This is a genomic window from Psychrobacter sp. NPDC078409 (genome assembly GCF_050268505.1).
Classification (GTDB): Bacteria; Pseudomonadota; Gammaproteobacteria; order Pseudomonadales; family Moraxellaceae; genus Psychrobacter.
The window spans coordinates 345569-371564 of sequence record NZ_JBNNGW010000003.1 but is presented as its reverse complement, the minus strand read 5'-3'; the positions used below and the strand labels follow the sequence as shown (position 1 = coordinate 371564).

General features: G+C 42.7%; 24 protein-coding genes. 15 read left to right on the top strand and 9 right to left on the bottom strand.

The features are described from left to right. Positions 1 to 2: 2 nt before the first annotated feature. The gene (locus ACQKC9_RS07570; protein WP_427621218.1) at positions 3 to 1013 is read left to right on the top strand and encodes an aminotransferase class IV; all 1011 of its coding nucleotides are present in this window, start codon (positions 3 to 5) and stop codon (positions 1011 to 1013) included. A 3-nt stretch (positions 1014 to 1016) separates the two neighbouring features. Here the strand turns inward: ACQKC9_RS07570 and ACQKC9_RS07565 are convergent, their stop codons facing one another. Then, the gene (locus ACQKC9_RS07565) at positions 1017 to 1214 is read right to left on the bottom strand and encodes a DpnD/PcfM family protein (protein ID WP_296135133.1); all 198 of its coding nucleotides are present in this window, start codon (positions 1212 to 1214) and stop codon (positions 1017 to 1019) included. Positions 1215 to 1358: 144 nt separating this feature from the next. Here ACQKC9_RS07565 and ACQKC9_RS07560 point away from each other — a divergent pair, with 144 nt between their 5' ends. After that, positions 1359 to 1844, top strand: coding sequence for a hypothetical protein (locus ACQKC9_RS07560; RefSeq protein WP_347162619.1), 486 nt, complete (start codon positions 1359 to 1361; stop codon positions 1842 to 1844). A 5-nt stretch (positions 1845 to 1849) separates the two neighbouring features. Here the strand turns inward: ACQKC9_RS07560 and ACQKC9_RS07555 are convergent, their stop codons facing one another. Next, positions 1850 to 2614: a DpnI domain-containing protein gene (locus tag ACQKC9_RS07555; RefSeq protein ID WP_427621217.1), complete on the bottom strand. Its 765-nt coding sequence runs from the start codon at positions 2612 to 2614 to the stop codon at positions 1850 to 1852. Positions 2615 to 2784: 170 nt separating this feature from the next. On the opposite strand from ACQKC9_RS07555, the gene mltG reads away from it, so the two are divergent. After that, entirely contained in the window at positions 2785 to 4074 is a 1290-nt protein-coding gene (gene mltG, locus ACQKC9_RS07550; RefSeq protein ID WP_201568204.1) for an endolytic transglycosylase MltG, read from the top strand. 99 nt (positions 4075 to 4173) lie between these two features. Next, a complete protein-coding gene (gene tmk, locus ACQKC9_RS07545) occupies positions 4174 to 4893 on the top strand; it encodes a dTMP kinase (RefSeq protein ID WP_427621423.1) in 720 nt (239 codons plus the stop codon). A gap of 152 nt (positions 4894 to 5045) precedes the next feature. On the opposite strand, the gene ACQKC9_RS07540 is transcribed toward tmk, so the two are convergent. Then, a complete protein-coding gene (locus ACQKC9_RS07540) occupies positions 5046 to 7319 on the bottom strand; it encodes a cation:proton antiporter (protein WP_427621216.1) in 2274 nt (757 codons plus the stop codon). A gap of 967 nt (positions 7320 to 8286) precedes the next feature. On the opposite strand from ACQKC9_RS07540, the gene ACQKC9_RS07535 reads away from it, so the two are divergent. From ACQKC9_RS07535 to ACQKC9_RS07500, 8 genes are all read left to right on the top strand, one after another. Next, positions 8287 to 9651 carry a Do family serine endopeptidase gene (locus ACQKC9_RS07535; RefSeq protein WP_413786739.1) on the top strand — a complete coding sequence of 455 codons (1365 nt, stop codon included), beginning with the start codon at positions 8287 to 8289 and terminating at the stop codon, positions 9649 to 9651. Between the two features lie 265 nt (positions 9652 to 9916). Then, entirely contained in the window at positions 9917 to 11173 is a 1257-nt protein-coding gene (locus ACQKC9_RS07530) for a hypothetical protein (RefSeq protein WP_427621215.1), read from the top strand. A gap of 450 nt (positions 11174 to 11623) precedes the next feature. After that, entirely contained in the window at positions 11624 to 12529 is a 906-nt protein-coding gene (gene dapA / locus ACQKC9_RS07525) for a 4-hydroxy-tetrahydrodipicolinate synthase (RefSeq protein WP_165598142.1), read from the top strand. Positions 12530 to 12670: 141 nt separating this feature from the next. Then, entirely contained in the window at positions 12671 to 12982 is a 312-nt protein-coding gene (locus ACQKC9_RS07520) for a hypothetical protein (RefSeq protein ID WP_427621214.1), read from the top strand. 127 nt (positions 12983 to 13109) lie between these two features. Beyond that, a complete protein-coding gene (gene purC / locus ACQKC9_RS07515; RefSeq protein ID WP_057757995.1) occupies positions 13110 to 13823 on the top strand; it encodes a phosphoribosylaminoimidazolesuccinocarboxamide synthase in 714 nt (237 codons plus the stop codon). 268 nt (positions 13824 to 14091) lie between these two features. Beyond that, positions 14092 to 14652, top strand: a complete 561-nt coding sequence (locus ACQKC9_RS07510) for a hypothetical protein (protein WP_427621213.1) — start codon at positions 14092 to 14094, stop codon at positions 14650 to 14652. A gap of 295 nt (positions 14653 to 14947) precedes the next feature. Next, positions 14948 to 15580, top strand: coding sequence for a DNA-3-methyladenine glycosylase (locus ACQKC9_RS07505; RefSeq protein ID WP_427621212.1), 633 nt, complete (start codon positions 14948 to 14950; stop codon positions 15578 to 15580). Positions 15581 to 15617: 37 nt separating this feature from the next. Continuing rightward, positions 15618 to 15929: an NGG1p interacting factor NIF3 gene (locus ACQKC9_RS07500; protein ID WP_427621211.1), complete on the top strand. Its 312-nt coding sequence runs from the start codon at positions 15618 to 15620 to the stop codon at positions 15927 to 15929. A 142-nt stretch (positions 15930 to 16071) separates the two neighbouring features. Here ACQKC9_RS07500 and ACQKC9_RS07495 read toward each other — a convergent pair whose 3' ends face one another. The 4 genes from ACQKC9_RS07495 to ACQKC9_RS07480 form a co-directional block, all read right to left on the bottom strand. Next, positions 16072 to 16446: a hypothetical protein gene (locus tag ACQKC9_RS07495; protein WP_394124581.1), complete on the bottom strand. Its 375-nt coding sequence runs from the start codon at positions 16444 to 16446 to the stop codon at positions 16072 to 16074. 84 nt (positions 16447 to 16530) lie between these two features. Continuing rightward, positions 16531 to 17190: a hypothetical protein gene (locus tag ACQKC9_RS07490; protein ID WP_427621210.1), complete on the bottom strand. Its 660-nt coding sequence runs from the start codon at positions 17188 to 17190 to the stop codon at positions 16531 to 16533. A gap of 738 nt (positions 17191 to 17928) precedes the next feature. Further along, positions 17929 to 18132: a CsbD family protein gene (locus ACQKC9_RS07485; RefSeq protein ID WP_057758006.1), complete on the bottom strand. Its 204-nt coding sequence runs from the start codon at positions 18130 to 18132 to the stop codon at positions 17929 to 17931. A 436-nt stretch (positions 18133 to 18568) separates the two neighbouring features. Beyond that, positions 18569 to 19810, bottom strand: coding sequence for an NADH:flavin oxidoreductase/NADH oxidase family protein (locus ACQKC9_RS07480; RefSeq protein ID WP_427621208.1), 1242 nt, complete (start codon positions 19808 to 19810; stop codon positions 18569 to 18571). A gap of 210 nt (positions 19811 to 20020) precedes the next feature. On the opposite strand from ACQKC9_RS07480, the gene ACQKC9_RS07475 reads away from it, so the two are divergent. Then, a complete protein-coding gene (locus ACQKC9_RS07475) occupies positions 20021 to 20719 on the top strand; it encodes a TetR/AcrR family transcriptional regulator (RefSeq protein WP_427621207.1) in 699 nt (232 codons plus the stop codon). Between the two features lie 61 nt (positions 20720 to 20780). After that, positions 20781 to 22979, top strand: a complete 2199-nt coding sequence (locus tag ACQKC9_RS07470) for a molybdopterin oxidoreductase family protein (RefSeq protein WP_427621206.1) — start codon at positions 20781 to 20783, stop codon at positions 22977 to 22979. Positions 22980 to 23068: 89 nt separating this feature from the next. Here ACQKC9_RS07470 and ACQKC9_RS07465 read toward each other — a convergent pair whose 3' ends face one another. Together ACQKC9_RS07465 and ACQKC9_RS07460 are read right to left on the bottom strand one after the other, a co-directional pair. Beyond that, positions 23069 to 24394 carry a D-amino acid dehydrogenase gene (locus ACQKC9_RS07465; RefSeq protein ID WP_427621205.1) on the bottom strand — a complete coding sequence of 442 codons (1326 nt, stop codon included), beginning with the start codon at positions 24392 to 24394 and terminating at the stop codon, positions 23069 to 23071. A gap of 91 nt (positions 24395 to 24485) precedes the next feature. Further along, entirely contained in the window at positions 24486 to 25238 is a 753-nt protein-coding gene (locus ACQKC9_RS07460) for a YgfZ/GcvT domain-containing protein (protein ID WP_427621203.1), read from the bottom strand. Positions 25239 to 25537: 299 nt separating this feature from the next. Here ACQKC9_RS07460 and ACQKC9_RS07455 point away from each other — a divergent pair, with 299 nt between their 5' ends. Beyond that, entirely contained in the window at positions 25538 to 25891 is a 354-nt protein-coding gene (locus ACQKC9_RS07455) for a zinc ribbon domain-containing protein YjdM (RefSeq protein ID WP_057758016.1), read from the top strand. The last annotated feature ends 105 nt before the right edge of the window (positions 25892 to 25996 follow it).

Here is a 25996-nt window from a genome sequence, read left to right as displayed (position 1 = left end):
TCATGACCGATATGACGTCAGTGCCAAACGGCTGGGTGTGTCTGTACCCACAAGTCAGCAGTGTGACCGATGATAGTAGTTTGACCGAAGACAACAGGGCGACTAGCCAAACGGTAACGATGTCTTTAGATAATCGCGGGCTGGCATACGCTGACGGGTTTTTTACCACCATGGGTGTCATTGATGGATTGATACTGTGGTCAGACTACCATTATCAGAGGCTTGTCTCTCATGCTAAAGCCTTGCAGTTAAATATAAATAGCGAAGAGCTATTAGCCGTACTGAAACTGTATGCCCAGCAGTTAGAGCAAGGTATGCTCAAGCTAGTAGTTACTCGCGCTGCGCAGAATGTACGCGGTTATGGTTATACACCTAATGCAAATGGTAGCGACTGTGAAATATGGCTAAAGGCTACGGCAATGCGAGTTTCTACTGCGCTGCAGTTGTCTTTACCTGATGGCAACCTAGTACCTATCCAACCTAATGCTTCGGCAATATGTTTGTCTTCTCAGATTGCTTGCTTACCGCCATCGCTGGCAGGTCTCAAGAGTCTTAATCGTTTAGACAATGTCCTCGCTAGTGGTGAGCTACAACGTATAAAAGCTGAGCCATTGGCATCAAATCTTGCTTCAACACTTGGTGAAGGACTGCTACGTGATATAAGCGGGCAATGGGTTGAGGGCACGATGAGTAATGTATTCTATCAATTGGCAGACGCACCACTATCAGAATCCAAAACTGCCTCTAGTATTCATAAAGATAATGAAGATTACCTAACCACTGGCCAGTGGTACACCCCTTCTATGGTTCAATCGGGCGTTGCTGGCGTCATGCGTCAGGTAATTATAGATGCACTATCCACGACACAGTATCCAGTCATAATCAGGTCACTACAAGATGAGGATTTACCTAAACTAACGCAGCTCTTCTTTTGCAATGCACTGCGCGGTATCATGCCAATGAGCAGTCTGACGTTGTTGTCAGGTGAGGTTGTGGATCTTGAATCTGCCTAGCTGTTATTGAAAGATATTGAATTGGGTATCAATAAAATCATCTGGATATAAAACCACTTGCTCATTTCTATACATCTCTTGCGCTTTCAAAAGCGCACTTTGCTCATCTTCTGCGACAACATCCACGATAGTGCTTAATGTTTCGACAATTTCAACTTGAAAGGTTTGTGCTGCCTTTTTATCTTTTCTTATTATATTCACACTCGATTCTCATATATCACTTCAGTCATTTATAGCAAGTAGATTAGCAAAAGCCCTCGAAAGAAGTGATCGTCTTTTGTTACGCAGACTTGTGTCATAAAGCAAATCGATCAACGATCCTTTCTTTTAAAAGGATAAAATCGAATGAGTTCAGTCTATGAAGATAAACGAATCCCACTACAAGTACGTCGATTGATGATATTTAGTGAAATTTGTCTTAAAGCAAAACAATATCCTTATGAAAATGTCTATGTAGATACTAAATCGCAACTAGCATTTAGTGTTATGTATTTTAGCAAAAGTAAGAAGTATGTTGCTTACGGTAGTGTGTTTGAATATTCGTATATATCAGAGGAAGGCATTAAATACGATTTTAATGTTCCAATAAAGAGTGATTATTCAATGTGCCAGATTACTGTCAAAGGGCAGCCCTTCACTAGATCTGTTCGAACACCACTAGGATTGCTTATAGACTGGAACAAATATGTGAAGAATAAAGTCAGTAATTGCTTTGAAGATGACTTAAGTTCTTTATTTCTACTACATGGTGAGTTAGAAAAAGACTATGTTCCGCATAGGTTTTATGAAATTCTGGTATCAAGCGCAAATTTACCACTTTGGGACAATTGATAAGTTTAGTATAATTTTCGATAATGACCACGGCTTACAAATTCAATGATGCCTTTATCTCGTAGTACTTGTAATTGTTGGCGGATTTTATCTTTTACATGGTTGTTTTCAGGATGTTTGAGCTGCAACTCCTCAGCAAAAGCATAGACCTGATTGAGAGAAAAACTGACATCGAGACGGTCGATACATTGCCAGACATCGAGTGTCCAACCGCGTGAAGCCATAGATTGCTTGCGTAAAAACAAAGTCTTTTGGAACTGTTGGGTGACATTTTCACGCGGTATAACTTGTTGGTTTTTTACCAAGAACACTTTGCCTGATTCGGGTACTTGGCGTAAGTCAATATTGCAACCAACCCAACCTGCTCGTTTGGCATTCACTGATAAGGGTTTACGCTTAACAATAATATCGGGTGTAAAGAAATGCTTGGGAATAATCAGAAAGTTATTGACGGTGTATTCTTTTGAGTAGGTTAAAAAGAAGAAGCTGGGATTGTTCTTACTATTGATACGCTCAATCATCGTCTTATAAGCACCATCATTGACAACATTGCTTAACTTAGCTTTTTTACTTTTTAGCTCATATTGCTCATTACAATTTCCGCAATAAAAATCAGCGACAGGTTTGTTATTAGCAAACTCAGCTAGCGATTGGGCGCTACAATTGGTGCAGTAACTATTTTCTTTTACCCATGCTTCACTGAGTACACGAACTTTTTGAGATTCAGAGTGATAGTTTTTAGCAAGACTTTGGTTAAAATGTAGGTTCATAAGATATTTTCATTATTAATAGATAAGCTGAGAATACTGAAAAAAACACTTAAGTATTAAGCCATATAAACTGCTATCAATAGCAAGATAATTCATAAGCTAAGCAAATACCATTGAAAATCGCACGGTTCAGTGCTAAATTCTAGCAAACATCTGCCACGCGAGTTGCCATGAGCAAGCCTACACCCAATATACCACCTGAACGTCCCAATGAGTCGCCGTCAAATAAACAAGATGGCACAGTCGAGGAGCGTGTCGATACCACGCTGCCGGACGCGCAACCAGTGGTAGATGAGGTGGAAGACACGTCAGCAACGCCAGCAACTAACGTCTCGCTCATCAGCGGCAACAGTAAACCGCGCCAATATAAAGTCAATAACCCGTCGTTTTTTATGCAACGCGGCTATCAAGTGCTGCTGGTGTTGGGGCTTATTGCTGCATTTTTATTAGTTATGGTTTATCAGACGTTGTTTGGTCGTATCGAGCAGCCGCAGCAAATGGTCACGATTGAGCCAGGTCAGACGTATTATGGTCTACTACCGCAGTGGCAGCAGCAGATTCCGCTGTTTTCGGCAGGTGTGGCCAAGCTATATATCAAATCGCAAGTCGATGCACCGTTGCATGCTGGGACTTATCAATTACCCGAAAACCCGACTATCGCTGAGGCGCTACAAATACTAGGTCAAGGCGCAAAAGCGGCTATGGTCAAGGTACAGATTATCGAAGGTAAGACATCTAAAGACCTTTACCAAGCGCTGCGTGACAACGACAAAATCGAAAAAGAAGTACTGACCGCAGATAGTGACAATGCCAGTATTGCCCAAGCATTGGACTTGACGGGTGTATTGCCAGATAGTGTGGCTAATAGTAGTGACCCGATTGTTAACTACAATCTTGAAGGTTGGTTCGCGCCTGATACCTATTATTATGGTGAAGGAACCAGCGATAAAAAAGTATTGACTGACTTGTATAAGCGTCAGCAGCAGGTACTGACTGATGCGTGGGAAAATCGTGCACCGAACCTCCCTTACAAGAGTCCATATGAAGCGTTAGTGATGGCGTCTATTATCGAAAAAGAGACCAGCGTTGCTGATGAACGTCCTTTAGTCTCTGCCGTATTTAGAAATCGCTTGAATAAAAACATGCGTATGCAGACGGACCCGACCATTATCTATGGTATGGGCAGTCGTTATGATGGCAATATCCGCCGCAAAGACATCAATGAAAAAACGTCTTATAACACCTATCAAATTGACGGTTTACCGCCAACACCAATTGCGCTACCATCAGCGGCTTCTATCGAAGCGACTTTACATCCTGCCGATAGTGAAGCATTGTATTTTGTGGCAACGGGCAATGGCGGACACAAATTTACCAATAGCTTGGCTGAGCATAATCAAGCGGTAAAAGACTATCTCAGTGTCATGCGTGAGAAAAAATCTCAAACGCCGCCGCAGTAAATACCCTCTTAATCTTCTTATAAAACTTATCGTTTATTGAGTGCTACAAAGTAGAGGTAGCGCTCATCAATGACATAAGGTCATATCATGTCAGTATCTATGCACACCAGCGCAACACCGTCACATACCAGCATACCATCATCGAATCTACCTGAATCAAGTGCTTCAAATACGGAGACGGCACCGACTTTAGGCCGCTTTATTAGTTTTGAAGGCACTGAAGGCGTGGGCAAAACCACCGCGATTGAACAGTTATGCTTGCGCTTAGAAGCTAATGGCATTCCATATCTGCGTACTCGTGAGCCGGGTGGCAGCCCATTTGCCGAGCAATTGCGTGATATATTATTGGACCCAGCGACGGATATCGAAGACGATACCGAGCTGCTACTATTGTTTGCTGCGCGCTGTGATCACATGCAGCAAGTCATCTTACCAGCGCTTCAAAATGGTACTTGGGTAATATGTGACAGGTTTACCGACTCTACTATTGCGTATCAGGGCTTTGGGCGTGCGTATGGTGACGAGCTGGTACGCGGCAAAATAGATATGCTTATCAAACAATTTGTGACGCAGCTTCCTGAGCTGACATTGTGGTTGGATTTGCCTGTAGCAGAGGGCATGAAACGTGCCAACAAGCGCAGTGCGGCAGATCGTTTTGAGCAGCAGGCTACCGAGTTTTTTACTTGGGTGCATACTGGTTTTAGCCAGCTAGCGAGCGAATACCCTGAGCGCATACAGCGTATTGATGCATCGGGCAGTACGGATGATGTGAGTGCACGTATATGGCAGACAGTTATGGACAGATTCGATATCAAATAACTAAATTTTGCCAAGTAGATTTATAGATTTATAGGGCAGTTAGATGTATCGATAGTTAGTTAGACAGTCAGTTAGCACCAATAAAAAGCCCCAGCTCATTGCTGGGGCTTTTTGTTAAGGTAAATATTTTATTATTAAGTCAATAAGGCATATTATTTTTCGTCTGGCTTATCTACTTTTACATCCTCAGTAGGAGCGATAGAGGCGTCGCTATCTTGAGCAGAGTCAGGTAGACGATTTGGGTCAAGCGCCCCTTTTTTGTTTTTAGGCGCACTACCATTGCCATTACTGTTCGTAGAGGTTTTGGTTTTCGAAGTCGCTGTCGAGTTTGCAGACATGACGCCTTTATGATCCACATTCGTAGCAGACGTTTTTGGCTCTTCTACTGGCTCACTTTTCTCTACGATAGTGCTAGAAGGTGACTGAGTCTCAATGCTACTGCTTTGGGTAGTTGATGACTGATTAGCAGTGTTTTGCCCATCACTTTTGTCACTATCTACCGAAGGATCTGGCGCTGCTGTCTGACTGTCATCAGGGCTAGGCTCCTGCTCTTTGCGCTTTTCAGGGGCTTTTGAGTTAGACTCAAAGTTAGCATCAGCTGCCATGCGAGCCTGCTCTTGCTTAGGCGTTACATCGACTGGCTTTGGTTGTACTTCATCGTCTACCACTAGCGATATAAGCTTACGGTCACGAGGGACAGTACCGTCAAACTTATCGGTGATGACGTGTAGTTTGCCTTCTTTATCTACCGTATATAGCGGTACGAATTGCTTATTATCCGCTTTATATTGCTCAAAGCTGTAGCTATCCGTAATATTGGTAATCTTAATTCGAGCTTTTTTGGACAGCATACTGGCAAGCTTAGTATAGGTCACATCTTTGCCAAACAACCACTGTGAATGGAAGTTCGATTGCTTGTCATCACGCTCGCTTTTGACTTTCTCATCACTGAATTTAAGACGGTATAGCTTACGCTCACCAAATTCATGACGATAGTGAATCTCGGACAATGTGTTCATTTCTTTGTCCATACTCATCGCAAACAAACGACCAATACCGATTAGATCCAGATGATGATCTGCGTGATCAGAGATAGGATTACCAAAGTAAGTACGTAGACCGCTCATGCGTGCACGTGCAATATTGGTGTAGTTATTGTGCGCAACGATGACGTCAAAGCCTTGGTCTTTTAGAGAGGTAGCAATCAATAGCGCAATTGGGTTTGAGCCGACGATAAGGATACCGTTGGTCTCAGGCTCACGTACGCCAAGTAGATTACCGACGACTTTTGCACCCAGACCCTGAATCATGACCGTACCGATGATAACCATAAATACGAGAGGTACAAGCAGCTCTACGCCCTGAATATCATACTCTTGCAAACGAATTGCAAACAGTGATGAGATGGCAGCAGCAACGATACCACGTGGGCCAATCCAGCTAATCATCAGCTTTTCATTGGTCTTAAGGTTAGAGCCGATAGCCGATGCCCAGACTGATAGTGGACGTGCGACAAACATCACGATAGCGAGCAGCACTAACCCTGCAAAACCAACGCTGAGCAAACTTGCCAACTCTACACGCGCCGCCAGAATAATGAACAGCACTGAAATCAGCAAAATGGTTAACGATTCATTGAACTCTAAAATCGTCTCACGTGGGAATTTTGGCCAGTTTGCCAATGCCACGCCCAATACTGTGACAGTTAATAGACCTGATTCATGCTCCAAATGATTTGATATCGAAAATAACACCAGTACAAATGCTAGAGTAAAAACATTACGCAAAAACTCAGGAATCATATGACGGCGCATGAGGAATGCAAGTAGCCAAGCGCCCGCCATACCCATTGCAGTTGCCAATACGACAATCTTAGCAAACAGTAGAATACTACTGGCTTCGCCGCCTGAGATAATGTACTCATAGACCAATACCACAGCGATAGCGCCGATTGGGTCAATGATAATACCTTCCCATTTCAAGATGTTGGAAATGGTTTTGTTGGGGCGTACACTGCGTAGCAGCGGCATGATAACCGTTGGACCAGTCACACAGACCAGTGCACCGAAGAGTAGAGCAATCAATGGATCGACATCGAATAGTAAATAAGTCGATAGTGCCACGATAGCAATGGTAATCAGTACACCGACCGATACCAGCATCTGTACCACGGTACCATGTTGCTTAATCTCATCAAACTCTAGCGTTAACGATCCTTCAAATAGGATAATCGCTACGCCCAAAGAGATGAAAGGAAACATCAGCTCGCCCAACACCAAATCTGGGTCAAAGACACCCAACACTGGGCCGACGATAATACCAATCAGTAATAAAAATAAAATGGATGGTTGCTTTAAATACCAAGCCAACCATTGGGCGGCAATGCCAATCCCAACCACGCCGGATAGCAAAAGGGCGGTATCCATAAATTAATCCTTTTATAATCTTGTCATATTTTATATCTACCGATAGCTGTTATAAGATAGTCGCTACCGTTTATTTAACAATAAGTTGTTATCCGTTTTTGTTGTAGCTAGACCATCGCACTGATAGCCCTCATGAATCACAACATAAGCTAGATATGATATAACTACTATAAAGTAGCAAAGACAAAAGCGCTTCTAGATAAATCACAATACGCTAGAAATGCAAAAGATGGAAAACAAGAGTGATGATAGCCAGTTTATAAACCTGCAATAAACAGTCTTATATACAAGCTAACTTTTGTTTGTTTAGTAAAATATTTGGTTTGACATCATACCATGATTTTATTTCAAGCTGATGTAAGCCGTACCTGCTAAAAAGCTATCTCACGGCCACGAAAGTATACGAAGCCCATATGAAATAACGCTGCCTTGGGTTATCCTGCACTATGCAAAAGGCATCAAATCAATACTTTAAGTTTTTATTTATCATACAGTAGCTGCGTGGGGCATGCACGTCGCGCACAGGATAATAGTGTTGGCGCTATGAAATGTCATATACTGAACGTTAAGAGTATTTATTTTTATAAAACACTACTAACCATGTTCTACACTATTAACCATGTTCTAAAGACAAGCGCTCTATAAGTATTCAAGTAATGAGTAGGGATAAAAATAAGCGTAAAGTAACGGCTAAATAGTTATGACAATAAGTTCGAATAAAAGTGCTGCGCCGCATAAATAGACAAGATAAATAGATAAAAGAATATAATTTCACCAAACAGTAACGAATAGGGGCATGCCGCTTGGTGTAGTCGCTATCGCTGACAATCATAACGTGGCTGTTAATAACAGCGATTACTCATATGGAGGACACAAAATGCCTATCAATATGTTCAAAGGACAGACCACTGCCAATATGCAGCGCTGGTTACAACGTAGTGCGCTGGCACTCGCTGTTAGTACCGCGATGTTTGCTAGTATTAATGTCACGACGATAAACAGTGCTCAGGCTGCAGTCACTACGGCTGATTTCTCTGGTTTGGTGCAACAAGTCACGCCAGCAGTGGCACGCGTCAATGTCACCAAAACGATTAGTGAAGCCGAGCTTGCTAAGGCTCAGACTGCTGAAGTATTGCGTCAGTTCTTTGGTGATCGTCTACGCATCCCTGATCGAGTCGCGACGCCAGCGATTGAACATGCTTATGGTACGGCCTTTTTTATAACCTCCAATGGATACATGCTGACCAATCATCATGTCATCGCAGGTGCGGACAAAATCACTGTGACGCTCAATGACAGAACCGAGCTTGATGCAACTTTGGTTGGTAGTGACGAGCGCTCAGATGTGGCCGTGCTAAAAGTTGAGGGCAATCAATTTCCAGCCCTGCCTATCGGCGACTCCAGTGGTTTAAAAGTAGGAGAGCCAGTATTAGCAATTGGTTCGCCATTTGGTTTTGACTATTCAGCCTCTGCTGGTATTGTCAGTGCCAAGTCGCGTAGTTTTTCGCGTGAGACGAGCGTACCATTTATCCAAACGGATGTAGCACTAAACCCGGGTAACTCTGGCGGGCCACTATTTAACCAGCGCGGTGAAGTGATTGGTATCAACTCGCGCATTTTTAGTGGTACTGGCGGTTATATGGGACTATCATTCTCTATCCCTATTGACGCTGCCATGGACATTTATGAACAGCTGAAAAACGACGGTGAAGTGGCGCGTGCATATCTAGGAATCTATCCACAAGATATCGATCGCAATCTGGCCGAGGCTTACAATTTAGAGCGCCCTCAAGGTGCCTTACTGACTCGTGTATCACCAGATTCACCAGCACAAAAATCAGGCCTAAAACCTGGTGACATTATTTTGCAATACAATGACGTACAAATCATGGAGGCATCAGATTTGCTGAACTTGCTCAATCGAGCGCGTCCAAGCGACCCCTTCCGTGCACGGATTCAGCGTAACGGTAAGCAGATGGTGATTAACGGTAAGCTCGCTTATGCGCCCAATGATGTAAGAGCACAGAGCGGTGATGAGCAAAATGATGATGTGCAGTTGGGCTTGCGTTTACGCGATTTGACGGCAGATGAACAAGCAGAAATCGCTGTCGATAATAAAACGGGCATATTGGTTACCACTGTGGATCCTACTGGATTGGCCGCGCGCTCAGGTATTCTGGCAGGCGATGTCATCACTAACTTTCATCAAAAGCCGATTGAAACAGTAGCAGACTTTTCAGGTGCTATCTCATCTCTTCCTAAAAAAGGCGTGGTCACTATAGAAGTTATACGCCAAGGCATTCCTGCTATTATTGGTCTACGTATTGAGTAGGTGTCCTGATTAAAGCGTGGCTGTTAATGTGACTAATAACGTAACTCAGATTACGGTGCAGAGTATAAAGGCAGCGCGCACGTCAATAATTGTGCTTGTCTATCATGGAGGTCGACCTCTATAATGTTTGGTTTTTTATCAAACAGCTAAGAGTAAGACCTCAACAGCAATCCATTCGTTAAATGAGTTATTGATCAATCAATAGGCTCTAAGGTGGGCCGAGTCGCTTAGTAGGCTCGTACCATTATGCAACCGCTAGGTAATTATGACTGACCCCGCTCTACATACGCTTATTACAACGACGTCAGCAGCATTGCTAGCGTACATTGCACTGTGGTCAGGGCTACAAACGTTTAATGCCAATCCTACCAAGCGCTTTATGCGCATTTGGGTGAAGCTCGCATTATATTATGCCGCTTATACGATGCCTGTTTGGGTAGTATTGCTTATCATGGTTTGGTCACAGGACCTGATACCGATGTTAGCGCAGCTATCATTACCTGCCGTACTGATAGCAATATTGATGATGGGCTTATACTTTTATACTGTCATTGTACAACCCAACCGCTTACGATTAGAGCATCATTCTATTGACTTAGACTTGTCTACACCGCTCAAAGTCGCCGTATTGGCAGATTTGCGTATAGGGATATACGGTGGTAAGCCGCGTCATATTCGCAAGTTGGTCTCTACTATTAATGCCTTGTCAGCAGATGCCGTACTGATTACGGGCGACTGGCTATATTATCCAAGTGCAGACTTGGTGGGTCAGTTAATGCTGTTTAAAGGGGTCAATAAACCTGTTTATACGGTCATGAGTACGTCGGACTTGCGTTATCAATCTATGAATACGACCAAGCAAGGTCAGCCGCTACTAGAAGATACATTGGCCAGTACTTTTGATGTACTCGATATTAACTATATCGGTCAGCAATGTACGTCACTGCCACTCAAATGTGCAAGAGCAACAAATAAGCAGTCAGTTGTCAACCAGTCTAATTATCAAGCTAATAATCAAGCTAATAATCAAGCTAATAATCAAGCTAATAATCAAGCTAATAATCAAGACAGTGTTGAGCAAGAAAATCTGAATACAAATCCATTAGTAGCGGTGCTTTGTGGCTGGCAAGATGTACCCAAGCAATCTACAGATATTGAAACGTCAGAGGCGACTGATAAAGCAATGCTTGGAACAGAGATTGCCAATGCCACCAGTCCAGTGATTATCTTGGCATCACGATTTGATAGTATCAGTGATCTGCCAAAATTTTTACAACCACGTCCTTTATTGATAACAGGCGCTGCAAAAGCTATTCAAAAAAATATTCTGCTTGCTCAAAAACAAAACGATATTCGACGCAGTAGTGAGCAACCAGCATTGCTATATAACAGTCGCATGGGTAAGCAACGCGGCCTATACCAACATGCGAGTGCACAGATATTTGTCAGTAGCGGCATCGGTACGAGAGGGTTGCCTTTTCGATTCTATCGACCTACTATCGATGTGTTGACGATTCGTTAATATTACATAAGAGACTTATCAGCGCACGTTGATTACGCTAAACTGCTCCTTTAATGATGTAACTATTTATCTACAAGGTTTTAGACCAAGTTCTATAAATTTAAGCGAAAAATAATACACGTTTTTTGGTACTAAAATTATGTGCTGACTGCCAATTGATTGATAGCGGTCAAATCAAAATATGCTACACTAACGAGCACTCTTATTATTATATTTCTGTCGGTTAGTAAGTACGCCCATTACTCTTGGTAGATTGCCATTACGATACTGATATCGTAGATATAATAATCTATGGTACAAACGCTATTATAGTAAGTAGAGACGCAGCATTAACATCAAGCAAGTTACGCCATTAGCGTTTATCAACGCATAGAAAGCAATGGCCACTTGCAAACGACCTATCATGTGACAGCTTTAATAAAAGCTAGGATAATACAGTAAGGCACGGTTATGAGCACAGCATACGACGAGATCAAAACCCGACTACAAGGCTCAATGGTAGCCTTGGTAACGCCCATGCACCCTGACGGTAAAGTCGATTATAAACGTCTCGCAGATCTCATAGATTGGCAGATCGAGCAGGGCACACATTGCCTTGTGGCTGTTGGTACTACTGGCGAATCAGCGACTCTATCTATGCAAGAGCATAGCGATGTCATTCGCTATTTCGTTCAGCATGTCAAAGGTCGTGTACCGGTCATCGCGGGTACTGGTGCCAACAACACGATGGAAGCCATCAAGCTGACTCAGGATGCTGCCGATGCAGGTGCAGACTGTGCGTTGCTAGTCGCTCCTTACTACAATAAGCCGCCACAAGAAGGCTTATTCCAGCATTATCAAGCCATTGCCAAAGCCGTAAATATACCGCAAATGCTGTATAACGTGCCTGGACGTACAGTGGTTGATATCGCTCAAGACACGGTCGAGCGTTTGTGTGATATCGATAATATCGTTGCTATCAAAGATGCGACAGGATCTGTCGGTCGCGGTGAGCAATTGATAAAAGCCGTTGGTGACAGAATGGTTGTGTTATCTGGTGATGATGGCACTGCGCTTGATCTAATGAAAGTAGGTGGCAAAGGCAATATCTCAGTCACTGCTAACGTGGCGCCAAAAGCCATGAGCGAGACTTTTTCTGCGGGTTTACGTGGTGACTTTGAAGCGGCTGGTAAAATCCATGACGTGGTCAAGCATCTGCACCGTGACCTATTCATCGAATCAAGCCCTATCCCAGCGAAGTACGCCTTGCATAAAATGGGCATTATCGATAAAGGTATTCGTCTGCCATTGGTTTGGCTCGCCGAGCAGCATCATGCGACTATTGATGAGGCATTGGTTCGAGCAAATATACGATAAATTGATACTTAGCCAATTGATATTCGGCGATTTTAGATTTGTCGCTAGCTCGATAATTGATATTCGAGCTAGTAGCAGGTCAACTTATCACGATAAGTCAATCGCCTACATGAGCAATAACTGCTAACTCAGAGAGACAACATGATGAAAGCATCATCAACGACAAAATTATTTCCAGCAATGCTGACCTTGGTTTTGGGTAGCACTTTGGTATTAAGCGGCTGTCAAGCGACCAAAAACCTGCTTGGTAAACGTGACAACGGTAGCTTGGATTATCAACAAAGCAAAAAGCTTGCACCGATAGAGCTACCTGCCGCCCAAGAAACGGCACCTTTTGTACCTTTGTATTCAACACCTAACGCTGGGGCAAACACGCTCCAACTACAAAATGAGTCAGGCAATCAGTATCAGCTGCCAAAACCTCAGCGTGCTGTTAGCAACACTTCGAACTAAACTTATTCCCTTATCTATATCGCTGACTGTTGTGTTTTTATCATAGCCGCAAACCATGTGTCTTACATCAGTCAGCGGTAGCTGCGCGTTTTTACCACATAAGCTTGAACGAACAGGAACCCCCATAATGCAAAAGCAACAACTGTTGTATAAAGGTAAAGCCAAATCTGTCTATGAAACAGAGGACAATGATCTTCTGATTTTGCACTTCCGTGATGATACCTCAGCGCTTGATGGTAAGCGTATCGAACAATTAGCACGTAAAGGTGTGGTTAATAACCGCTTTAATGCTTTTATCATGCAAAAATTGTCTGATGCTGGTATCGAAACACATTTCGAGAAGCAATTGTCTGATGACGAAGTGTTGGTTAAACGCTTGGACATGATTCCTGTAGAGTGCGTGGTGCGTAACTTTGCAGCTGGTAGTTTGGTGCGTCGTTTAGGCTTAGAAGAAGGTCAGGCATTGACGCCGCCAACTTATGAGCTGTTTTATAAAGATGATGCGCTAGGTGATCCGATGGTTAACGAATCACTTTCTGTATCTCTTGGTTGGGCGACCAAAGAGCAATTGGCTAAGATGGAAGAGCTGACCTATCAAGTCAACGATGTACTAAAGGCATTGTTTGATGCGGGTGATTTAATCCTAGTTGATTTCAAACTAGAGTTTGGCGTATTCCATGACCGTATCGTGTTAGGTGACGAGTTCTCACCAGATGGCTGCCGTATCTGGGACAAGAACACCAAGAAGAAACTTGATAAAGACCGTTTCCGTCAGTCACTAGGTGATGTGATTGAAGCTTATGAAGAAGTGGCTGACCGTATTGGTGTGCCATTAAAATAAGTATCTGATACTTAGCATAAAATAAAAAACTGAGCCATGTGCTCAGTTTTTTTATGGCATTATATTTATGATGGTACCCTAGTGAGGACTTGAATCTTTGACTGTAGGCTAATGGCATCAACGTTGTAACTTGCTTTAGCATACACATTTCATCTATGGTCAGTGTGCTATACAGGCCTTGCACTCAATACGTCTATGCCCGCTACTCACACTGGAGTCTGGTAGATTAACAATACATTAACAAGCGGCTACTTGGAAAAATCAGTAAATGAACTTAAGTTTTCGTGATTTATCTACCCTTGGAAAGTTATACATTGTTTTTTTAACCTTTATGGTTGTAGTAGGTACTATCTACATGCTTATTGTGATGGATGTAGATAGAAAATCTGACAAATACCCGGTTGATAAATCAAGTATCTATAGCAGTGAAGGCGTTTTAACATTAAGAGAAACCTATAGCAATGAGTATTGGCTAAACCTAAATAGCAATGGAAGCGATACGATTATTAATTGTTATTTGGGTGCGCGAATGCCTAATGGGAATGGCGGTTGTCGCATACCTTCTGAAAAGATAACTCTTATTCAAGGTAAGGAAGTTACTGTTAATTGGTATAAAATCCCTAAATTATATTGGTACCATAACCCTTATAAGCAACTGACAAGTATTAGCGCTGATGATGAAACTATTTATCAGATACACAAAGGTAAGAATCAACTTCTGGTAAATGTTGGTCATGCCTACTTAATGCTTGTGTTATTTATGGGAAATATCTTAATTTTTTTCGTCATTAGATATCTTATTAAGTCCAATTTTAGTGAGTTTAAATAATTTAAATTAGAAGATCTTTATAGCGTATAACCAAAGACAACCATTTATCCCATCCTTCAAACCTATTAACAGACTACTTAAAATAGACTGCCATAATGAACCACTTATAACAGACTGCAATTCCTGTCTATTTATCAACCAGTATCACTCTTTAGGTACAGGCTTGTAGTTTAGATCGTATAAAAAATCAAACATAGCGCCAACACTGTCTTAGATATCTTATCTTACTTTTATGCTAATTTGTTATTACTTACTCATATCAATTAGACCATAAAAATAAAAAAAGGTTTTGCTAATGTCTATTGCCTCATCAACTGTTTTGGAGCCTGACTGGTTTACTCGTCCGACCTGTGTGGTCGCTGCTGACCTGATTGGTAAAGTCTTATGTCGACAGCTGACAGACAGCGATGGACAGCAAAAAACGCTACGTATGCGTATCTCTGAGACCGAAGCCTATATTGGTCAAGATGATCCTGCGTGCCATTCACATGCAGGCACTCGAACGTCGCGCACAGAGATTATGTATGAGCAAGGTGGCGTGTTCTATGTCTATTTGACCTATGGCGTGCATCATATGCTAAATTTGATTAGCGGCTCTGTAGAGTCGCCTGAATCGGTATTGATTCGCGCTGGGTTTTTGACCGATGATAGTGACCGTCTGATCGAAGAGCAACAACTCAGTTCAGATAAGCAGTTTACACATCCTAAGCAGTTCGCAGGCCCTGGAAAATTGACCAAACGCTTGCAGATTGATCGCGATTTATATGGAAAGCCTATCTCGCCAACATCCGAAGTTTGGATAGAAAATGATGGCTGCCAGCCACCTGTATCACTACGCTCACGTATTGGTATTGATTATGCAGGTGATGCCAAAGACTGGCTACTACGTTATATATGGACTGATCACCCTTCTTTATCTAAGAACTAGCAGATTGAGATTCAAAACTATTCCCTGAGGTAAGCCTATGTATAAGTTGACCGTTTTTATTCCTGATGCAGCGTTAGAACAAGTAAAGTCTGCTCTGTTTACTGCTGGCGCTGGGAAAATTGGAAACTATGAGCAATGCTGTTGGCAGGTACAAGGAGCCGGTCAGTTTATGCCATTGTCAGGCAGTAATCCGCACATTGGTACACAGAATAGCTTAGAAACGGTCGATGAGTGGCGAGTGGAAATGGTGGTAGATGAAGCTTTTATCGATGCTACTATTACCGCGTTAAAAGAAGCACATCCCTATGAAACACCAGCTTATGATGTGATAAAAGTCTTGGATTTTTAGTTTTATATAGAAAAGTATCAGATGATTGACTGTAAGATTTTTCATAAAAAAACCAAATAAGCCATTTGCTAACTTATTTGGTTATAAGATTCTTAAGGTTCCAACTGAATATTAACAGTGAATATCAGCCTCTAACAACTGATTAATCTTTTTTAAGCTTAATCACGTTGTAGCTTGGATAGCCTAGCTCGATTTTATAATCGTCGCGTCCACGTTCAGCCTTTATCTTAATCTTACGGTCACCATTTTTATATTTGACGTCTTTGACGCGATATCCCATGCTACGGACTTTACTAGCAGCTCGTTGCTCGACAACGGAGACATAGCTGTCTTTGTCATTCTTTTTATCTTTGTGTTTTTTATGACCTTTATTGTCCTTATGAGTGTGCTCATAAAGGTCGTCATAGCCATTGTAGCCGCTAGGCGCAGTCACACAGCCTGTGGTCACTGCCAATAAAGCTGCGACTATGCTGCCAGTCGCTACCGTTTTTAATGTTGAAAATGATAGAGTTTTCATAATGATTTCCTAATAATATATCGTTGCTCAATATGGGTAAAAGTTAAATTTACCGAGGTAGTTAGCTGAAAATGCTGAAAGCGATCAATCTTTTCTGACTTTGATCACATCTAAATTTGGATAACTTAATAATATTTCGTACTTCTGTGAACCGCGTTTGGCCTCAATCTCAAAGATGCCTCGCTTGTTTTTTTCTTCAAGTTCGATATCTTCAACACGGTAGCCCATAGCCCTTACTTTATTGACAGCACGGCGTTTGATAGCTGGGTAACGTGATTCTCTTTTAATAGTGTCTTCGATATCGCCTTTTTTATAACGCTGACCATTCTGATAATTATCTTTATGCTTGTTTTCTTTATAGCGGCCATTATTATTTTGCGATTTATTATTGTCCCAGTTATCTGGCCATGCTTTTTTGCTTGAGCTGATGAGTCTTAGGGCAGGGTAAGTATATTTTAGCTCGTAGGCCTGGTTGTTCTTTTTAGCATAAGCCGTAAGAGCTCGATCACCACGGTAACTATCAGCTCTGATATCTATAACCTGATAGCCTTTGCGGCGCAAGTCTTGTCGAAGCTGCTGCCTTACGCGATTAAAATTATTGTTTTGGCTATTATCACCACGATATACGGGCTGATTGTCATATCCTGAGCCTACAACCGCACAACCCACTGTCGTACCTAATAACGCGACGACAAGACCAGTAGATAAAGTGGCCTTAATAGAGAAGGGTTTTATCGTTTTCATGGAGCAGTATCCTATAATGGTATGAAGTAGGCGATATATGTTAGAAGTATCTATATTTGCTATAACTATAAGATTTTTAAGATATTTTTGTGCGTTAAATGAGTTCGTAATCAATAAGTCTCTCTAGTGATTTATTTTTCGAAATATTTCCTTACATTATCTATAATAGAGCACAAAACTTTGCGGTAGGTGTCATTTGCGTTAATAAGTTGTAATAATTGTGGCAAGTAAAATAGTTTGTTGTAAGCATATGCTTACACGTAATGACGTTTACGCGACTTAACATACGAGTGAGAGTTAGGCATTATAGTCACACGGCATTAGGGAATGTGACTCAAGGATTGAGTTGACCGCATTAAGGATAATGATTCGATAACTGGCGTCAGGATGACAATAGCGATTGAAGTAAGGACACAGTCCCTTTGCTGATAGCAGCAAGTAATACTGAAGCTGTAGTGTAGTAAAAAGGGCAGGATGCCCAGTATCACAATATACTGAATATTTGTGCAAGGATGCATGAAAAGCAGTCGTGATAGGTAACATGGATAGTTAACAATAAAACCGCATAACAATTGATTGCTATGCGGTTTTATCGTGTCTGGAGAATGGTAATTTATTTCTCCAACAGCTTATCTGTATAGTATAAATCTGCCATAAAAAAACCGCATATATTTCTATGCAGTTTTTCAGTTTATTTAGTACAGTAACTATGCAGCGAATAAGCATGCAATGAATATATTAATATTTGTTTTCTACACGCCAGTCGTCTACTTCACGCTCTGCGTCTTCTTTGGCATGACCATAACGCTCTTGTACACGGCCTACTAGCTTGTCACGGCTACCTTCGATATGGGTAAGGTCATCGTCTGTTAGCTCGGCCCATTTTTGTTTAACTGAACCTTTCATCTGGTTCCATTCGCCTTTTAGAGTATGTTCGTTCATTGTATTATTCCTTTTATTGAACCTATTGTGTTTGATTTATTTCTTAATAACTATTTTGGTTCTTATTTCACGATTTCGATTACTGATAATACTATTTAATTTTTATTCTAATTGTATTGCACAAGGATAAGTGATTGGTTCCAAATATCTTGTGAGATCAAATATAGGGCTTTTCAATTCAGCTGTCTGTATATGCTATGTTTATAGTGTTACTTAATTATAGTGGGCGTTTACTAAGTGTTATCTACAGGGCTGCTGTAGTATTGCCACGTAAATTGCGTCTACTATGCGTGAGAATAATTTATTCTATGAACTTGTTTTTTATATGAATATTAAAAAAATATATTATTTATCCAAAAATACTTATGTAAATAAGAAAGCAGAGGCTCAAAAATAGAGTAGCTGCTTTTTTATTGTCTTTGAAATTGATTGAAAGTTATTTCGCCGAATATTTATTCAAATACTGATGATAGCGTTTGGTGAGTTTCTTTATTCGTATACGATCAGAAATCAATGAGAAAATTGGCGAGGCATTGGGTTTGGGTGACTTTCCTTGCCCCATGCGCTGTAATTGTCGCTTGATGACAGCCATAGTAGCAACCGCACTTAAGGTTTTATCTTTCCAGCGTACCACAGGATTGTGAGCACTAAGCGTACTATCATTTTTCCAGTCATTCGGTAGAGCAGGGTTCATGGCTAATGCAGTTCCCATACCAACCACATCAATTCCTTGCGCCAGTACATCTTCTGCGACAGCCAATCGCCTAACGCCACCTGTCGTCATGATAGGCATGGTAGCGACTTGAGCAATCTCCTTTGCGAAATCTAAAAAGTAAGCTTCTCGTTGCAACGTGCGACCATCTGCTGTGCTGCCTTGCATGGCTGGGCTTTCGTAGCTGCCACCTGATAATTCGACCAAATCTACGGTCAATTCATTCATCGCTGAAATAACCACTTTGGCATCATCTGCATCAAATCCTCCGCGCTGGAAATCGGCCGAGTTTATCTTCACAGCGACTGCAAAGGTAGGCGCAACTTGAGCACGAACGGCTTTGATTGCTTCGATTAATAGTCGCATCCGATTCTCAATCGAACCGCCGTATTCATCTTTACGTTTGTTGGTAAGCGGTGATAAAAATTGAGAAATTAGATAGCCGTGGGCGGCATGAATTTGTACACCATCGAAGCCAGCTTGCTCTGCTTTTAGTGCACTATCGGCAAACCGCTGGATCAGTTGCTTGATATCTTGCTGCGTCATCGCGCGCGGTTTGCCAAATAGATGAGAGTGCTTACCCAAGTCGATAGCCACGTCAGAAGGTGATAGCACATCGCCGCCCATGGCATCATATACTTGACGGCCAGGATGATTGAGCTGCATCCAAACCTGCGTATTGTTGTGCTTGGCAGCATTTGCCCACGCTCTAAAAGGCGTTATCTCACTGTGTTTGTCTAATACGACACCGCCAGGCCCTGTCATAGCGCGGCCATCGACCATCACGTTTCCCGTGATTAACAGGCCTGTCCCGCCTTCTGCCCAGTTTTTATATAGACGGAGCAGAGTAGGGCCAGGAACTTGACCGATATCAGCCATGTTTTCTTCCATGGCAGCTTTCGCTAAGCGGTTGGGTAATGTAGCGCCACAAGGCAGCACTAAAGGGGAGAGTACAGGTGATGTCATGATGGTGGCCTAGAAATGGTTGTTTTGTGAAGCATGAGTTCTACTATGGGTTTGGCTATAGACATATGGTTTAAATGACTATAACCTTATAGCTAAGATATTCGCTGTCGGCAATTGACCATTATCATCACATTTTTTTGGCACAATAGCACCTAAGGTAAATTACTGGTGTGTCGATATAATTATCTATTGAATAGGAAGACCTCTGCATTGAATGTATTAATACAAGATTTGACAGTCCCAGTAGAGTCCAAACGTGAGCTGGCAAAAGCCAAGACTCGGCGTGCGTTATTAAAAAGTGCCTTGCGGTTGTATAGTTTGGAAGGTGCCCAGGGCATGAGCATGAATAAAATTGCCAAAGGTGCAGGTATTGCCCAGCCCAGTTTTTACAATCATTTTGAGAGTCTAGAGGCGCTACAAAACGAGCTAAGCACCCAACTAAAAGACAATTATCTATCACCGATGCGACTGGCATGGGTCAACATGCTCAAAGATTATGACCTGTTGAATAAAGATCAGTTTAATCAGCAATGTCGACAATGTCTGATGATGATTTTTGATTCTGCATTTGAGAATATCGCATTGTTTCAACACTTGCTCGAAGACCGTCCTAGATTTAGTGACAGTATAGAAAACCAGTCATCATTGAATAATGGACTGGGCAATCTGATTACCGAAATACAAGAAGAATGGACAGAGATATTTATTCAGGGATTACAGTTATCCAATCGTACTTGCGAGCGTAGTGCTGTCAATCTATGCGTCGATATGGCGGCGGCACAAGTACATGAGTTGATATTGGGCTGTCATCAGCAGCGTTACTCAAGACAACAAGCGATTGCCACCTTGAGTATCAGCTTTGATGCACTGTTCGCCAATTTTTTGCACGGAAGCAAGACTAGTCAGTAGTGATAATAAGCAAAAATTATTGTCATCAAATCTAGAAAAAAACACAACAGGGAGAGTGATTATGGCCACAACCACGGCTGCACCAACGTTAGGCGAAGCGCAAACACATTTTAGAACTTGTACATTGTGCGAGGCAATGTGCGGCGTCGAAATAAAACATGATGGCGAAAAAGTCTTGTCGATTAAAGGGGATAAAAACGATCCCTTTTCGCAAGGCTATATTTGTCCGAAAGCCACTGCTTTGCAAGATTTGCATGAAGATCCTGACCGTTTGCGTCAGCCAGTAGAGAGAACGGCTGACGGTTGGAAATCTATTAGTTGGCCAGAAGCGTTGGATAAAGTCGCCGCAGGTATTCAATCCATACAGCAAAAGTATGGTCAAAATGCGTTGGGTGTTTATTTGGGTAATCCTAACGTACATAACATGGGCGGTATGTTGACCATCAAACAACTGCTTACCAGTTTAAAGACGCGCAGTCGTTTTTCTGCCACTTCTATCGACCAGCTGCCACATCATATTATTAGCATGCATCTATTTGGTCACATGCTGCGTATTCCAGTTCCTGATGTCAATAACACACAATATATGCTTATCATCGGTGGTAATCCGTTGGCTTCTAACGGCAGTATCATGACTGCGCCCAATATGCGCCAAAAACTAAAAGACATCAAAGCCCGCGACGGTAAAGTGGTGGTGATCGATCCAAGACGTACCGAAACCGCAGATATCGCTAGTGAGCACCACTTTATTCGTCCAGCGACGGACGTATTGCTGCTATTGGCCATGCTAAATGAAATCTATACGCAAGGCTATGCAAAGCTTGATACTAGAGTGGCTGCCTTGGCACCAGAGATCGATCGACTTGCTTTGTTTGCTGAACAATACACACCTGAGTCAGTGGCAGGTATCACGGGTATTACCGCAGCCGAAATCAAACGTATTGTCAAAGAGTTTTGTGAGGCGGAAAGCTCAGTTTGTTATGGCCGTATGGGCATCTCGGTGCAAGAGTTTGGTTTGCTAAGCCAATATCTATCTATGGTTATCAATATCGTCACGGGCCGCTTAGATGAAGTGGGTGGACTCATGTTCCCAAATCCTGCTGTCGATGTTGTGAACAGTTCTGGCCCAGGTTATTTGGGTAAACGTCATAGCCGCGTCAGCAACTTACCAGATTTTAATGGTGAGTATCCAGTGGTTGCGATGGCGGATGAAATGTTGGTAGAAGGGGAAGGCCAGTTAAAAGGATTCGTTACGGTCGCTGGTAATCCTGTTCTGAGTACCCCGAATGGTGAAAAGTTAGACGAAGCATTATCTCAGTTAGAGTTTATGGTTTCGCTTGATTACTTTGTGACTGAGACCAGTCGCCATGCCAATATTATTCTGCCGCCTGTATCGCCATTAGAGCGCGACCATTATGACATTACTTTTAATGGTTTTGCCGTGCACAATGTCGCCAAATATTCGCCTGCTTTGTTTGATAAAACCGACGACACCAAACATGACTGGGAGATTTATTTAGGATTGGCAGAGCGCTTAGACAAAGATGCACCAGAAGCAACGCAAAAAGAACGTGCCGCGACAAAAGCCTTTGGTCCTAAGTTTTTGTTGGAGCAAGGCCTAAAGTATGGCCCTTATAAAGAGGTGACATTTGAAGCATTAGTCGAAAATCCGCATGGTATCGATTTGGGTCCGCTACATCGTATGTTGCCAGAGGCAATCAAACACGCCGACAAACAAATTCATCTTCATGTCGATTTTTATCAGTCAGATTTGGCCCGTGTTAAAGAAATGGTGCAAGAGTACAACAGTAATGAGATTTTGCTAATCGGTCGTCGTCATGTACGTAGCAACAATTCATGGTTGCACAATAGCCATCGATTGGTAAAAGGTAAATCTCGCTGTACATTAATGTTGCATCCGCAAACGGCAGCGCAACATGGCATTGCAGACGGCCAAGATGTCAGAGTAACTTCTCGAGTGAGTAGCGTGGTTATTGCAGCAGAAGTGACGGATGAGCTGATGCCAGGAGTGGTCAGTATCCCGCATGGCTTTGGTCACGGTCGCAAAGGGGTTAAGCAAAAGATTGCGCAAGCGCATGCAGGGGTTAGCGTCAACGATTTGACCGATGAGACGTTGATTGATCAGTTGAGTGGTAATGCTGCCGTTAACGGTGTGCCTGTGCACTTAGAAGCATTGGATATGGGTGTAGATAGTTTATCTACTGCTACAGAGACTGTAGCAGAAGGCGCACTAGCATAAAATTAATCGCAAGTTCATAGACATACAAAAAAGGCGTTTACGTAAAGTGAGCGCCTTTTTTTTGCAATTTAAATATATCGCTGAGCCGATCAAACGCTCATGCCGATAAAATCAAAATCGACATTAGGGGTTTCGCCTTGGATTAGCAAACTAAGGGCTTTTGCAGAGCCGCAAGAGTGTGTCCACCCTAATGTGCCATGTCCAGTGTTCAGCCATAAATTGTCAAAAGTGGCTGAAGCGTTATGACTACTATGTTTGACTTGACCGCAGTGTGCGCGACCAATCAAAGGCACGTTCGATGGGGTCATCGGGCGCAGTCCTGTCCAATATTGCACCGAGTTTGCGATAATGCCTTTCGGGAATAATTGCTGTACACGGCGAGTGATGGCTTCACAGCGCGTAGCATTTAAATCTAGGTTATAGCCATTGAATTCTGCTGTACCAGCGACTCGCAATTTATCACCCAGTCGTGAGGTGACTAGCTTAAACTCATCATCAATCAGACTGACAAAAGGCGCTAAGTGCGGCGCGCGTGGATTCACCGTATAGGTAGCCGAATATCCCTTCGCAGGGAAAATAGGTACATGGATGCCCAATGGTTTTAGCAAAGGTACGCTATAGCTGCCAAGCGCGACCACATGACTATCAGCCGTAAAGGTCTGCGCATTTTCGTTTTTTGGACGGATAGTAATACTGTGCACATGCGGACGCGCAGAGTGAGCGTCAGTATTGAGTGCTAATATCTCGGTATCATATAAGAATTGCACACCCGCATCGATACAGCGCTGCGCCAAGCGCTGGGTAAACAGGTGCGCATTGCCAGACTCATCACGACTGGTATAAGTCGCTCCAGTGAGCTTATGAGCAATTGGGTAAAGCGCTGGTTCTAAGTTGACGGCATTATTGATATCAATCACATGGCGCTCACAACCGAGGGCTTGCATGCGTTCAGTTGGTTCGATAGCCGCATCAAACTCTGCCTGATTGGTATAAAAATGCATGATACCGCGTGTTTGCTGTTCATAGTTGATGCCAATATCCGCGCGCAGCTGTTGTAAGGTATCTCTTGAATATAGACCTAGGCGCACCATTTGCACCAGATTGGCATCGGCTCTATCGGCGCGGCACTCTTGCAGAAACTGCATGGCCCATTTGAGCTGCGCTTTATCCGCACGCAAGCGATATAGTAGCGGAGCATCTTCTTTAAACAACCACTTGAGCGCTTTCATCGGAGTCGCAGGATTGGCCCAAGGCGTGGCATGTGAGACAGATATTTGTCCACCATTGGCAAACGATGTCTGCATACCTGCTGCCGGTTCGCGTTCAATCACGGTCACATCATAGCCTGCTTGACGTAGATACCATGCGGTGGTCACGCCCACCACGCCTGCTCCGAGTACCGCAATATGTGTCATAGGATTCTCTATGCTCATGTTAGTCATGACGGTCGCGTTGTATTAAACTACCATCACCTTAGCTGCGTCGCTTGCCTGATTCGATGTGCTTCTATTTTGGGCGTGCCACATCTACTTGTAGTGCAACTGGCAAGTCCAATATGCTCAGATCACTCTCTGCCAATTGTTCAGGGCGTGCCACGACCAAAGCGGTAAAGCCATCGTCATTTTTCATCGCATTGACCACTTGGATTTTATCGAGCTTGTCACCTGCGCTTGGTGCTTCACCAGTACCTTGCACATAGTGTAAAAATGCTTTGGGTGCAGATTTAAAGTAGATGCGAGCGATGACTTCTTGGCCCAAGTAGCAGCCTTTATCATAGTCCATGCCGCCGCGCTGATGCAGGCGCAGCTCTTGCGGTTGAAACTCACTTTGAGTCGCAGCTACAATCCAATAATTACCAGTAGCTAAGCTGCATGCCATCCAAGCCTGCGTATCCTCAGCAGTATTATGGTCGTCTTTATGGCTAAAAGTTGGCTCATTTGCTAGCACGCAAGGATAAACCGCTGCTGGTGCACTGGTCTCAAATTTAGAAAATGCCCCGTACTTATTGAGATGCGCCTGCAAAGACTCAGCACAATCGCTACTTATGACCACATCATAATGTTTTTCTGCTTGTTTTTTGATCCAGATACCGAACTCAATACGACCTTTTAAGTTACCGATGGCAGCTGCCTGATAGCTAAGCCCGAGCTTGGTAACGTCACAAGTTAATTGCCCTTGCAAGAATTTTTCGGCGTCTTCGCCTTGGATAGTTAATTGCGAAAACTGCGGTACAGCTGATAAATTTGAAGACTGAGTCATTGTTATTATCCTTCTGATGAGAGCTTACTTAGTAATAATATAGAGGGTAAATCGAAGTAATGAAAAATTATATGGGCGCTTTTATCATTGACAGTATCTGTGCACATAAATCTAGATGAGGCTAAGAAGAGTACCATAAAAAACCCTGTCATAAAAAATGTCATCAATAAGCGACGAGTTAAGTGTTAAATTGGGCGTAGCGTTTGATTTTCAAGCGTACAAATTGGTTAAAGATGGTGAGTTACGGTACAATATCAGCTCCACAATTAACCTAATGTACGATGGCTGCCGAGGAAATAATGAGCTTACCAAATTGCCCTAAATGTGATGCTGAATATACGTACGAAGATGGTGCGTTACTGGTATGTCCTATGTGTGCTCATGAATGGACGGCGGCTGAGACTGATGCAGCGCAAGCTGAAGATCAAGACGCAGTTATTCGTGATGCTGTTGGCAATGAGCTACAGGACGGCGATGCGGTGACGGTCATTAAAGACCTAAAAGTCAAAGGCTCTTCAATTGTGATTAAAGTCGGGACGAAAGCGAAAAGCATTCGCCTGTTGCCAGATGCTACTGACGGTCATGATATCGACTGCAAACTTGATGGCTATGGGCCAATGAAGCTCAAGTCTTCTGTGGTCAAAAAAGCCTAGTAAGCCAAACGTGCTTGAAAAATTCGATAATAAACAAATATAAAATATACGTTTAGTCAAAAAATATAGAAGTTATAAAATATAGAACCTATGAGTAGAGAATAA